Source organism: Streptomyces sp. NPDC005262 (assembly GCF_042872425.1).
Classification (GTDB): domain Bacteria; phylum Actinomycetota; class Actinomycetes; order Streptomycetales; family Streptomycetaceae; genus Streptomyces.
In genome coordinates, this window is the sequence record NZ_JBIAKK010000018.1 from 55,794 (window position 1) to 68,961 (window position 13,168).

8 protein-coding genes are annotated in these 13,168 nt (G+C 67.4%); 5 read left to right on the forward strand and 3 right to left on the reverse strand.

Translation table 11 applies throughout. The features are described 5' to 3' along the window. The first annotated feature begins 736 nt into the window (after positions 1-736). Both ACFYP5_RS32070 and ACFYP5_RS32075 read left to right on the forward strand, forming a co-directional pair. A complete protein-coding gene (locus tag ACFYP5_RS32070) occupies positions 737-1,798 on the forward strand; it encodes a GlxA family transcriptional regulator (RefSeq protein WP_389042393.1) in 1,062 nt (353 codons plus the stop codon). 566 nt (positions 1,799-2,364) lie between these two features. Then, the gene (locus ACFYP5_RS32075) at positions 2,365-3,828 is read left to right on the forward strand and encodes an MFS transporter (RefSeq protein WP_389042395.1); all 1,464 of its coding nucleotides are present in this window, start codon (positions 2,365-2,367) and stop codon (positions 3,826-3,828) included. A gap of 902 nt (positions 3,829-4,730) precedes the next feature. Here the strand turns inward: ACFYP5_RS32075 and ACFYP5_RS32080 are convergent. Continuing rightward, complete coding sequence (locus tag ACFYP5_RS32080; RefSeq protein WP_389042396.1) at positions 4,731-7,448, reverse strand: multifunctional oxoglutarate decarboxylase/oxoglutarate dehydrogenase thiamine pyrophosphate-binding subunit/dihydrolipoyllysine-residue succinyltransferase subunit; 2,718 nt, start codon at positions 7,446-7,448, stop codon at positions 4,731-4,733. 420 nt (positions 7,449-7,868) lie between these two features. Here ACFYP5_RS32080 and ACFYP5_RS32085 point away from each other — a divergent pair, with 420 nt between their 5' ends. Further along, positions 7,869-8,324, forward strand: a complete 456-nt coding sequence (locus ACFYP5_RS32085; protein ID WP_389042398.1) for a DUF6884 domain-containing protein — start codon at positions 7,869-7,871, stop codon at positions 8,322-8,324. 305 nt (positions 8,325-8,629) lie between these two features. On the opposite strand, the gene ACFYP5_RS32090 is transcribed toward ACFYP5_RS32085, so the two are convergent. Together ACFYP5_RS32090 and ACFYP5_RS32095 are read right to left on the reverse strand one after the other, a co-directional pair. Next, a complete protein-coding gene (locus tag ACFYP5_RS32090; protein WP_389042399.1) occupies positions 8,630-9,940 on the reverse strand; it encodes a carboxypeptidase regulatory-like domain-containing protein in 1,311 nt (436 codons plus the stop codon). A 570-nt stretch (positions 9,941-10,510) separates the two neighbouring features. Next, complete coding sequence (locus ACFYP5_RS32095) at positions 10,511-10,666, reverse strand: hypothetical protein (RefSeq protein WP_389042401.1); 156 nt, start codon at positions 10,664-10,666, stop codon at positions 10,511-10,513. A gap of 509 nt (positions 10,667-11,175) precedes the next feature. On the opposite strand from ACFYP5_RS32095, the gene ACFYP5_RS32100 reads away from it, so the two are divergent. Both ACFYP5_RS32100 and ACFYP5_RS32105 read left to right on the forward strand, forming a co-directional pair. Continuing rightward, the gene (locus ACFYP5_RS32100) at positions 11,176-12,237 is read left to right on the forward strand and encodes an alpha/beta fold hydrolase (protein WP_389042402.1); all 1,062 of its coding nucleotides are present in this window, start codon (positions 11,176-11,178) and stop codon (positions 12,235-12,237) included. Positions 12,238-12,513: 276 nt separating this feature from the next. Continuing rightward, positions 12,514-13,092 carry an ester cyclase gene (locus tag ACFYP5_RS32105; RefSeq protein WP_389042404.1) on the forward strand — a complete coding sequence of 193 codons (579 nt, stop codon included), beginning with the start codon at positions 12,514-12,516 and terminating at the stop codon, positions 13,090-13,092. The last annotated feature ends 76 nt before the right edge of the window (positions 13,093-13,168 follow it).

Consider the following 13,168-nt stretch of genomic DNA (forward strand, 5'->3'; position numbering starts at 1 on the left):
CAGGGCGGGTGCTCCCGTCGCGGTCCCGGATCAGGCACCGTGCCCGGAAGCCGACGTCCTCGGAGCCCGTGACAGGGTTCTTCGGGGCTGCGCCACCCAGGACCGGCCAGGGGACCAGACGCTCGGTCTGCCATCGGTCATCCCGGTTCGTCGCTCGGACACACTCGCGTCGTCGACCTCGGACAGGTGCTCCGAGGTCGCCGTGTGTCAGTCCCCCGCGTGGCAAGGAAGAGGGGCATCTCGTCGACGCCGGTCACTCGGCGCTGCCTCTCCTTGACGCTCTGCGGCTCGACACGGTCCTGGCCACGGCACCGCGATCCCTGTGGGAGGGCGTAGCGAAGCAACAGCTTCGCGCGACTCCCGATGAGTGGAACAGGAGGCTGTGCCTCCCAGGAGGTAGTGAGCCGATCCTGGCTTCGGTACGAAGCACGGGCGCATGATGAGCACACGGAAATCCGACGCCGGGGGTCTGATCCTCTGGGGCGCACCCGCCGACCAGCGCCTCGAGGGGTCAGTTACAGCCCTTGGACCAGGATCCTGCAGCCCGCGGTACCCATCAGGACACTCCATGCCGCTTCTGCAGGGACGTTCGACGGTGCGCACCTGGCAATCGTTCAAGCACTTCTGCGCTGGGGCCGTTCGTCCGCCTCGCCCCTGAGGCGAGGTGGCGGCGGCATGCTGTCGCCGGCATTCCATGGATCTGGTGTCCACACCCCGCACGGCCCGGAGGTATCCGATGAAGCGCAAGCACCCCGGAGCGGGTCCGCACACGGTGACGGTGTTCGTCTATCCGGGGGTGCGACTGCTCGATGTGACGGGCCCCATCGAGGTGTTCACGACGGCCAACGAGTTCGGCGGACGCTATCGGGTACAGATTGCGTCCGAGGACGGCACGGAGGTGATCACCTCCGCCGGAACCCGGCTCAGCGCTGACCTTTCCGTCGACGATGTACAGGAGCCGTGCGACCTTTTGGTGATCCCGGGCGGTCCGGAATGGGAGACGTTGATCAAGGACGAGGCCCTCTCGGATGTCGTCCGGCAACTGAACGGGAAGAGCCGCTGCACCGCATCGGTGTGCACGGGAGCGTTTCTGCTGGCCGCGGCCGGACTTCTGAATGGCCGTCGCGCTACGACGCACTGGCGGCATTCACGGGAACTGGCCTCTCGTTTCCCGTCCGTGCGGGTCGAACCGGACGCCATCTTCGTGCGGGACGGGCAGATGATGACTTCGGCAGGTGTCAGCGCCGGTATCGACCTGTCCTTGGCGCTGGTCGAAGAGCACTACGGCGCGGAGGTCGCTCGATCGGTTGCCAAGGACATGGTCGTCTTCATGCAGCGACCGGGTGGCCAGTCCCAGTTCAGCGTCCGCACGCGGGTGCCGCACACCCACCAGCAGATGCTCCGCCGGGTCCTGGATGCCGTCGTCGAGAACCCCGGGGCCAACCACACGCTGGCGGCCATGGCCCGCAGGGCAGGCATCAGCGTCCGGCACGTGACCCGGCTCTTCTACGAAGAGGTGGGAACCACGCCGGCCCGGTATGTCGAGCAGGTCAGGCTGGAAGCTGCCCAGGGGCTGCTGGAGACGAGTGACGACCCCATGCCGGTCGTAGCGCGACGCACAGGGTTCGGCTCACCCGAGTCGCTGCGCAGAGCGTTCGCGCGCCACCTGGGTGTGACACCTGGTGCATTCAGGGCCGGCTTCCGGACGGCCGGGCGTGGAGACGAAGGATCCGGTGTTCGCGGCGGTGCGGTCGTGGTCGGGACACGGGCCGATGACGATGAGCTGTCCGCTGCCTGAGGCCGCCCCTCAGCGGCGACATCCCGTAAGCGGATGACAGACAGCGTTGCATCCGCATGCTCCTGCCCTCGGCGCCATCCCAGGCCCGTACCCCTCAGCGAATTGGGACACCGGATCGCCCAGCACTGACTCGGGGGCGTCCCTCCACTGTCTGACCGTACTTGGCCGGCTTCGCGAGCCTGCGGCCCTGACCGACAGCCCGAGCCTGACCATCCGTCAACGGGGATGCGCTGCATAGGCTTTGCCACCTCCTCATACGCCGTCGATGCCTGCAGGGAGGACATCGAGGCGCCGCGTCGTGTGCTGTCCCCCTCTTTGTCCTGCACCCCGGTGCGTTGCGGGAGGGCTTGCGCTCACCGGACTGCGAGCCGTCCTCGGAGGAGGCCACCGTCAAAGGGCTCAATCTGCGCCTTCGCTGTCCGTAGCTGCGGCCATGCGTCGACGGCCCGTGCGAGTTGAACAGGTCAGGAAATGTCCGATGACCGGGAGCCGGCCTGAAGCCTCGCCTCGCGCGAAGGCGCTTGAGACGCACGACGGCGGCCCCACCGAACAGAAGGCGATCAACAATGGCTTCGATCGGTTCCACTCTCGAACCCGATCCGCGCAGGTGGCGCGCGCTCGGCGTCATCTGCCTGGTGCAGGTGATGCTGCTGCTCGACGTGACCGTGGTCAATGTCGCGCTTCCCCCCATCCAGAAAGATCTTGGTTTTACGAGCACCGGTCTGGCATGGGTCGTCAACGGTTACACCGTCACCTACGGTGGGCTGCTGATGCTGGGTGGGCGTCTGGGCGATCTGGTGGGCCGCAGACGCCTGTTCCTCATCGGGCTGGCGATCTTCGCGCTTTCGTCGGCGAGCGCCGGAACGGCCCAGCAGGCAGGTGTGCTCATCGGCAGTCGCTTCGTGCAGGGCATCGGCGCGGCACTCGTCAGCCCGGCCGCCCTGTCCTTGGTGACGCTGCTGTTCACCCGGCCGCAGGAAAGGGCACGGGCGATGGCCATCTGGAGCGGCCTGGCCGGAGTTGGCGTGGCTCTGGGCGTCGTGCTCTCAGGCATCCTCACCGACCTCGCCTCCTGGCGCTGGATATTTTTCATCAACCTGCCCGTCGCCGCCTTCGCGTTTCTCGCCACCCCCCGCCTCGTCTCCGAGAGCCGGGCCGTCAAGCGCGGCCGGCCTGACGTCCTCGGAGCGATCCTGGTCACCCTCGGCCTGCTGCTGGTCGTATTCGGGCTGCTGGAGAAGAGCAGTCGCGCGTGGCTCTCGTTCCCCGTCCTCGGCTGTGTGGGGATCGGTGTTCTCCTCCTGATCGGCTTCGTGCTGGTCGAGGGCCGGGTGTCACACCCCTTGATGCCTCTCACGTTCCTCCGCTCGCGCAACCGGAGCATCGCCAACGTGGTCCGCGTCTGCTATTACGTCGGATTCGCCACCTTCTTCTTCTCGCTGAGCCTGTATGTGCAGCACACACTGCATTTCTCCGCGCTGGCGACCGGATTCGCCTTTGTACCGTTCGGGTTGGTCATTCTGTTCAGCGCCACTGTCATAGCACCGCGTCTCCTCCCCCGGTTCGGGCTGCGGACACTGAATGGAGGAGGACTTGCGATCTCCACGGTCGGCTACGTTCTCCTTGCCGGACTGAGCGCACACGGCACGTATGTGGCCGATGTGTTGCCCGGGCTGATCCTCGTGCCACTGGGAGGCGGACTGGTCCTCGTCGGATCCACCGTTGCCGGAGTGGACGGTGCCACGGGTGAGGACGCGGGCATCGCCACCAGCATGAACAATGCGTCCATGCAGATCGGCAGCGCCATCGGTCTGGCCGCCCTGGTCTCCGTGGGCACCAGCCACGCCACCGTCCTGCAGCACGCCGGTGTCGACCCGGTGACAGCCACCGCGCGCGGCTACGCCTTCAGCTTCGCCATCGCCGCCGGTGTGACGGCCTGCGGCGCGTTGCTCGGCTTCCTCGGGATTCACCGTGCGGCAGCTGAGGTCCGAAAAGTACGGGAGAACGCCGGGCGGCGCGCGGCCGCCTGACTCGCCGCCACCGGCGAAGCCTGAGCCCACTGCGGGTCGTATCGAGGGGGCGACGGGGCCTGGCCCTCCTCGGTGGTGGCCTATGCAGCATCTCCGGCCACTGCCCACCCGTCCGAAAACGCCTGTTCAGGCCCCTGAACTGCTGCCGCAGCAGGTCGGCCGGGTACAGACCGTACCCGGCCGACCTGCAGCTAGGACCCGTCGAACTCCCGCTCCAGGCCAGCAAGTTGCCTTCATGTCACACGCGACGACCCGGATCGGACCCAGTCACGAAGGCCTGTCCAGCACACCCCTCACAACCGAATGCGCCGTCGTCGGCCGTGCAGACCCCCGCTCGGACGTGGCCCGGAACGGTGTATCGATCCACTCGGCCTGTCGGTCCGCTCGACGGAGTGCGGTCTCGGTGACCGGGCCGAACGAACCAGCACGGATCGCTGCTCCCGAGTGACGAGAACTGACACCACCCCCGTCGTCTCGCGGTCGTCGTGCTGGATGGGAGTGTCCAGCTTCGATCTTGCGTGACGGCCCGCCGGTTCTTCCGGCGGGCCGTTCGCCTTGTCGTGCGCCTGGCGGCAGCACCATGGGCCCGGCTCTCGCATGGAACAAGGACCTCGAACGCACCATCCCTCGATCACCACCGAGGCACACGCCCTGAGCAGTTCAGGCCCGTTGGAGACGCGTGGTCGTACTCCGTGTCGTGTGTGCGCGTGCCTTCCTGGTGGCCGCAGCCGGACGCCTTGACGCTGCCGGTTCCAGGCACCGGCGCTGTGCCTACATGGTGCTGACGAACAGGCCCCATGGAGCCGGACACCCCGCGGACCCGGTCCGAGGGGTGTCCGGCGCAAAGGGCCGCGGGCCGTAGCGCGTGGGGCCCGTCTTGAGCGCCGCTGTACGCGGCAGCGTCAGTGGAAGGCTGACATCACGAGGTCCTTCTGTTCTCCGGCATGTCGCCGGGCAGACCCCACGGCGGGGGCGGTCGCCTGCGGTCGGCTGACGCATTCGACTGGACGACTCGCCAGCCGGTGCACGTAGGGCCCCACGAAGGACCATGCTCCTTGGTTCTCCGGCTCCTCCTGCACCCATCGCACCTCGGCCTCGGCGGGGAACCGGGCGAGTTCCACGCTGAGCTCCTCCTCCGGGAACGGGTAAAGACGCTCCAGGCGGACAATCGCCGTGTCCCACAGGTCAGCGCTTCGCCGATATGCGTCCAGGTCGTGGAAGACCTTGCCCGAGCACACCAGCACACGCCTGATCCGGGCGGTGTCCACCGTCTCGTCCGGTATGACCGGACGGAACGCGCCCGTGGTGAGCTCCGTCAGACTGGAGATGGCTGCCTTCGACCGCAGCATCGACTTCGGAGTGAAGACGACCAACGGCCTTCTGTGCTCGCCGAGCGCCTGTTGCCTGAGCAGATGGAAGTAGTTGCCCGGGAGGGAGGGCATGGCGACGGTCATGTTCCCCTGCGCGCAGAGTTGGAGGAACCGCTCGATCCGGCCGGAGGAGTGGTCGGGCCCCTGCCCTTCCAAGCCGTGCGGCAGCAGCAGCGTCACACCGGAGCGCTGACCCCATTTCTGTTCGGACGAGGAGATGTACTCGTCGATGACTGTCTGGGCCCCGTTGGCGAAATCGCCGAACTGGGCCTCCCAGAGCACCAGAGCGTCGGGCCGCCCCAGTGAGTAGCCGTACTCGAAGGCCAGCGCCGCCATCTCGGACAGCATCGAGTCGTAGGGTGCAAAGGTCGCGGTCCCCGAGCCGAGGGAGCTCAGCGGCGTGTGCTCCACGCCGGTGCGCCGGTCGATGAGCACAGCGTGACGTTGGCCGAACGTGCCGCGGCGGGAATCCTGCCCGGCCAGCCGCACCGGAACTCCGTCCAGCAGCAGGGACCCGATGGACAGTGTTTCTGCGGTGGCCCAGTCGATCGTTCCCGCATCCAGCATCGTGGTACGCCTCTGGAGCTGCGGAAGTACGCGCGCGTGCACGGTGAACCCTCCCGGCATATCGGTCTGGGAAGCCATGACGTGCCGGGCGGTCGCCTCCGTGATCGCGGTCGCCACCTGGGGGGCGGCTGCATTCTGAGTCTCCACGGGGTTCACAGGCTTCGGGGAGCGGGGCACCGAGAGCGCCCGGGTCTCGGTGAAGGCGCGTTCCAGGTGTCCCTGATAGTCCCGCAACGCGCCTTCCACCTGCCGCTCACCGATGTCTCCTCGGCGGACCAGCGCCTCGGCGTACAACTTGCGCACCGAGGCCCTGACGTCGATGCGGTCGTACATCGCCGGCTGAGTGATGGATGGGTCATCGACCTCGCTGTGCCCGTGGCGTCGGTAGCAGATCAGATCGATGACGACGTCCTTGTGGAACGTCTGACGATAGTCGAAGGCCAGGCGCGCGACCCGGACGACGGCCTCGGGGTCGTCCCCGTTGACGTGGAAGATCGGGGCCTCGACCGACCTCGCCACGTCGGTGGCGTATGTGCTCGAACGGCCGCTGGCGGGCGAGGTCGTGAAGCCGACCTGGTTGTTGATGACGATGTGCACCGTCCCGCCGGTACGGTAGCCGGGCAGCTGTGACATGTTCAGCGTCTCGGAGACCACGCCCTGACCGGCGAATGCCGCATCGCCATGGATGGCGATCGGCAATACGGGGAAGGCTTCGCCACCTTCTGCGGCCAGCTCCTGCTTGGCGCGCACCACCCCCTGGGCCACCGGCCCCACGACCTCCAGATGCGACGGGTTCGCCACCACGGACACGGCGATGTTGCCGCCGTCCAGGGCGCGGTAGGTCCCTTCCGCACCGAGGTGGTACTTCACGTCGCCGGATCCCTGGACCGACCGAAGGTCGACTGCGTCCTCGAACTCACGGAAGATCTCTGCGTAGGACTTGCCGATGGTGTTGGCCAGAACATTGAGCCGGCCTCGGTGAGCCATGCCGATGACAGCTTCCCTCACCCCTTGCCTGATGGAGCGGAGCAGTAGGGCGTCGAGCAGCACGATCGCCGACTCACCGCCTTCGAGCGAATACCGCTTGTGGCCCACATACTTGGTCTGCAGAAACGTCTCGAATGCCTCCGCCGCGCCCAACCGGTAGAGAATCTGCAATTGTTCGGCGACATCCGGCCGGGGCTGAGGCGACTCGATCCGCTGCTGGACCCAGCGACGTTCCTGGGAGCTTTGGATGTGCATGTACTCGGTGCCGACGGTACGGCAGTAGTATTCCTGCAGGGAATTCAGCACGCTGCGAAGAGTCATGGTGGACTGCCCGGCAAACCCGTCGACGACAAACTCTCTTTGCAGGTCATCGTCCCGGAGCTCGAATGCCATGATGTCGAGCTCCGGATGTGCGACCACCCGCCCTGTCGTGAGCGGGTCGGTATCGGCCACCAAGTGTCCGCGGACTCGATACGCATCGATCAGCGCCGCGACGCGGACCGCTTTGATCGCCGCCTCGTCCGGACTGTCATGCGTGGTCGTCGCGCCGTTGCGCGCCTGCCGACCGATCACGGGGACCGCGGATGCGAAGAACTCCCTCCATGTCTGGTCGACCGAACCGGGATCGTGCAGGTATCGCTCGTACTGTTCGTCCACGAGCCATTCGTTGATGCCGAAGCGTGATTGCGACGCCACTGTGTGGATCGCCTTCTTTCCTCATTCAGAACTACCGATGGTGGACACGCCCGGACTGCCCGGTCATCACTCATCGTGCCCGCGGAGTTAACTTCCAGCGACATCCGTCGTGGAGGCGAACCCATCCGACCCTGTCGGACCACCGACGGTATGGCATCAAGGAAGCCGGGAGAGATATGCAGGAATGCCATAACGGATTCACATCAGGACATTGCTGCAGCAAGCGCGCCCCCGCGTGGAATGCTGCCACCGCACGACCAGGCCTGATTACCGAACGCCGCGCGTCCTGATCCGAGGAATTGCAGTCCACACGGCCCGACATCGCTGCGGTGCGGAGCCCGGTTCTCAGTCATCAGTCGCGACCTCCAAGTACAGCGCTGGTACACCTCACGTCACACGCGAACAGACAGGACGACAGACATGACAGCGAACGGCTATCTCGACTGCTTCGAACCGGAACTCGTCGTCATCCCGTGCGGCAGCAGAAAACTGGGCCGACGCGCACGAGCGGCAGACATGTACGTCGGCTCCTATCACCGTGCGTGCCGTAAGACGGCCGACGCACTGCAGTCTGACCGGCTGCTCATCCTCTCTGCACGCCATGGCCTGCTCGACCTCGACGACGTCATCGACCCGTACGACACCCCCCATGGCGCTGCCGACGCCGTAACGGACCAAGTCCTCCTGCAGCAGGCGACTCTGCGCGACATCGTGCGCCTCGACCCCGTTGTGGCGCTCGGTGGCGCACGACATGTCAGCCTCGTCCGCACCATCTGGCCGCATGCCCGTGCTCCGCTGACCGGGACACGCGGCATGGGTGAGCAAATGGCCCGGCTCGCCAGGTTGCGCAACGGGCGGGATCAGCAGCTGATGTGACGCCACATACGGCTGCTGGAACGTGGCACGACCCTCGGCCGATGGCTGCGTGGTCATACGGACACGTGGGCAGCGCCGGCATCGACGGCGTACTGGTGGCTGTGGAGCCTCGTGTTGCTGAGCAGCTCCGCGGCTGCGCTCGACGATGGTCTTGACCACGTCGCGCAACGGTGCGCACTCGAGTCGGTGAACGGCAGATGCCGGGGCGGACGACCTCGCCAAAGCCAGTGCGCCGGTGCTCGCCCGAAAGCCACGACGGGGCCCACTCCCCACGCGGAGCGGGCCCTCTCAGTGACAGGAGTTGTTCATCCCTCGCCGTGTGCCAGCGTCAGATCGAAGGCTCCCCGGCCGGTGGCACCGAGCGTGAGGGGCGCCGCTTGAGCCGGGTACCCCGCAGCCACGACGGTGTAGCGGTCGGCTTCGAGATCGGTGAAGGCGTAAGAGCCGTCCTCAGCGGTGAGCGTGATACCGACGACGTCGCCCACCGGGTCGAGGAGGGTGACGCGGGCCTCGGAGATCGGGCGGCCGTCGGTGGCGGTGCGGACGGTGCCACTGAGTACGGGCGCCACGTCAAGCGGCAGGTCCGGCTCGACGGGCCGGCGGCGCGCGTGGCCGGCAACGGGCCGGCGGCGCACATGCTTGGCGGCGTGGCGAAGGGAGTGGCCGGCCACCACCATCCAGGCGATGACGAGCAGCGCATAGAGCACGCCGGCCGCCCAGATCAACGGATCCGAGCCGGTCCGCGCAGCAAGGGTGCCGGTGGCAGTCACGCAGGCGCCGACCGGGAAGATGAATGACCACCAAGTGGGCGCGAAGGGCAGCCCGGCACGGATTGTCCGCGCAGTCAGCCCTATGGCGAGCGCCATCCACAGCATGGCGAAGCCCCACACCACGATTCCTCCCAGCAGTGCGAAGACCGCGGTGCCCCGCGCGTAGGGCGCGGGCAGCGCGCTCGGCGCCACCACGGCCAGCGCGCCGAGCGCCGTCACCGACTGGCCCAACGCCCCCAGGCCGATCCACACCGTGGGCACCACCGTTCCGGTGGGTGCGTCGTGGTGCACCAGGCGGCTGTAGATCATGGCCAGCACCAGCAGCGCGGCCACGAGGCCGAGCCCGAGCATCGCGTAGCAGGCCAGTAGCAGGGCGAGCCGTAGTTGCCCGGCGGGCGTGTACGGGACGAGCAGCGCACCTGTCGCCGCGGAGACCATGGGCGGCACCACCGGCATCAACCAGCCGCCGAACGCCGCGTCCGGCGCGAAGCGGTGGCGGGTGACCATCAGATAGGGAACCGTGCAGGCAGTGACAAGACCGAGCACGGTGCCGAGCGACCAGAGAACCCGGTCCACAGCCAGCGCGGCTTCGAGCCCGATCACCCTTCGGCCGAGCAGCAGCGCCCCGGCACCCACGGTGAGCAGCGCCATCGGCGGTGCGCCGAAGAACTGGGCCACCATCGGATCAGCCGCGTGTACGCGCAGTGTCCGCTGCCTGAGGTAGCGGACGCCCAGCAGCATCAGCATGAGCACGGCGGCCAGCCAGACCACCGTGGCCGCAGTCCGCAGTCCGTAGAAGCTTCGGGGCAGGGTGACCGCCGCGTTCGCGACGATGCCGGTGCCCATGACGGCCGCGAACCAGCTTGGGCCGAGTACCGGACGCGTCGTTCTGTTTGCCGCAGGCGACAAAGGGCTGGCGGACGAGGAGGAATTCATGACCCAAACCCTATGGTCGGGTTGGGGCAGCACTGTCGATCATGTCCAGATGTGAGGGGATCAGAGCACATATCGAGCGACCGCCATGAGGTGGCGATCCCGGGCGTGCGGCCGGTGTGCCGTTGACTGACGCGCAGCGGGCGCGGATCGACCGTTGTCGCCGGACGGGACGCCGAAGCGGGGCGGGCGGTGGCGCGATCACCACCTCGTTGTCGACGTTGCCCGCGGAGGCGACCGTTTCCGGGTGCAGGACCCGCCCCTTTCGGGACCGACGTGGCGGCGCAGCTCCCCATGTACTCGGGCCCTGTCCGATGTGAGGCCGCGCCTCCCAACAGCAAGGAAGTCGTTCGCGGCCTCGTTCCTGGTGGTGGCGCACGCTCGACTCATGAAAGCGCGACATGAGGTCAGAGCGAAGATCTCACCGGAACACGCAATGTGGCCACGGTGCGCTCGTCCGCGGACCGGTCGCGCCTGTCGGGATCACATCGGGGACATCACCAACAGCCCGGCCTCGTTCGACGCCACCAGCACCGACGTGTCCTGGAAGAACATCGAGCAGGGCGCCGCGACCTCGGTTCCGCTCGCCGCCTCCCCGCTGACCGAGGGGGTGACCGGCCGGTACTTCGAAGTCTGCAATGAAGCCGGCCCGCACCAGCCGGGTGTACGCCGCGGGGTCGCCGCCCACGCGGCCCGCCGCAACGGCCGCCTGACGGCGCCATTCGCCCCCAACCATCCGGAAAACCGCCACCCCGAACAAGGCGGCAGGCCGGGAGAGGCGCGCGACCCAACGGCCCAGGCCACCGGCGGCACCGGCATCGGCCGGACCTGCGCACTCCCCCGACCGCAGCCCGCTGCAGGAGTCCGCTTCGCCTGCTCGACGGATTGCCGCAACCCACCAACTTGACCACCTCAAGAGCTCACGAGGCTCCGGATCGGAAAGGCACGCCGAGGCCCAGCGGTCTCGGCGGGAGAGTGACCGGCTCAAGCAGCGCGGCTGTCGCAAGAAAATTTCGTCACCTGTTTGACGGGTGACGATCTCGCGTGCAACAGTCAACACGCATGCACACCACGGCAATCGCAGACGGTTGACCGACTCAGGCATGCGACGCGCAGGTCAGCGCATCGAAATACACGGAGGATTTCACGTGATCAACAGGCGCACTTTCAGCAAGGCTCTGGGCCTGGGCACGGGCGCGGCCGCCGCTTCCCTGGGCGGCCTGCAGGGCCTGTCGACCGCCTCAGCCGCCACGCAGAACGGAACCAAGGCACCGATCACACCCCCGGGCACCCCCGGCACGCACACCTCTTTCGCCACGCCGAGGCAGATCAAAGCCGGCCTGCTGGACATCGGTTACGCCGAACTGGGGCCCGCACATGGTCCTGTGGTCATCTGCCTGCACGGCTGGCCCTACGACATCCACAGCTTCGTCGACGTCGCCCCCCTGCTGGCGACAGAGGGTTACCGGGTCATCGTCCCCTACCTCCGCGGCCACGGCACGACGCGCTTCCTTTCCTCCCGGACGTTCCGCAACGCCCAACAGTCGGCGATCGCCCTCGACATCATCGCCCTGATGGACGCCCTCAAGATCGAGAAGGCCGTTCTCGCCGGCTTCGACTGGGGATCGCGCACCGCCGACATCATCGCGGCGCTCTGGCCCGAGCGGGTCAAGGCGCTGGTTTCCGTGAGCGGTTACCTCATCACGAACCTCGAGGCCAACAAGCAGCCCCTGCCACCCAAGGCCGAATACGCCTGGTGGTACCAGTACTACTTCGCCACGGAGCGGGGTCGCCTCGCCATGGAGGACAAGACGAAACGGCACGACCTGACAAGGCTCGTCTGGGACACCGTCTCCCCGACCTGGGGATTCGGCGACGCCACGTTCGAGCGGACGGCTGCAGCCTTCGAGAACCCCGACTATGCCGACATCGTGATTCACAACTACCGCTGGCGGCTGAGCCTCGCCGACGGCGAGCGCCGTTACGACCGTCTTGAGAAGCAACTCGCCGCACGGCCGGTCATCGGGGTGCCCGCCGTAACCCTCGACGCCGAGCACGACCCCTTCACCGCACCGGGGGACGGTTCTTCGTACCGGGACAGGTTCACGGGCAAATACGACCACCGCACGCTGAAGGGCATCGGCCACAACGTGCCGCAGGAGGCGCCCACAGCCTTCGCTCAAGCCGTCATCGACGTCGACCACTTCTGACGCAGCATCCGGACCACCGGCCCGGCCGGCCCCGTAACGGGGATCAATCAACCTGGGCCTCCGGCGGGCACTTCGGCGCAGTCGCTCGAAGCCGGATCCGTGACGGGCCGCCAGGTCGGCCGCACCCTCGGAAAGTGACAGGCGCGGCCTGCCAAGATCGTGACTCCTCCCCGCCATAAATGACGGGGCTTCTCGCTAAGCCGGTTTGGCCTCGCGACGGGCCAGCCCGGCCCGTAGAACCGACGGATCACACAGCGAACGAAGGCGATGCACGTCATGGGAATGGACACCGCAGAACTGGCCCACGGGCTCTTCCGGATACTCGAGACAGGGGATCCGGTTCTGACCGCCGACGTGGTGGGCGAGGACTTCCACAACCGCGAAGCGGCCGTTTCGCCCCCGGCCTGCGCGATCCCCGGTCCCGCAGGCGTTCTGGCCTCGGGCGCGTGGATGCGGTCGGCGTTCAGCGACCTACGGTTTCCCATCCTCGGCGTCGCCCGCACCGACGACCAGATCTGGGTGCGGCTGCGCATGCAAGGACGGCACACCGGGCCGTTCGTACGCTTCAAGGACGAAGTCTTCGATCAGGCCATCCCTCCCACCGGACGCAGAATCGATTTCGAGCAGATACACGTCCTCGACATCCGTGACGGCAAGGTGATCAGGCACGAAGCAGTGCGCGACGACATCACCATGCTCGGCCAACTCGGCGTCTTTCCCCCAGCCCCGGCCACCGCCCTGCGCATGCTCGCGTGGCGGATGACCGGCCGGGCCGCTCGCGCAGCCGCCCAGGTCGCGACCCAGGCAACCGACGCGGCCGCCCTGCTCCGCGACACGGCTCATCCGAACCGCTGAAAGCCTCCAAGAATCCTCGACGGCGACCCCTGTGCCCTGCTGGACAGCAACGGCCAGCCAGGGCCTCGTCGCGGGC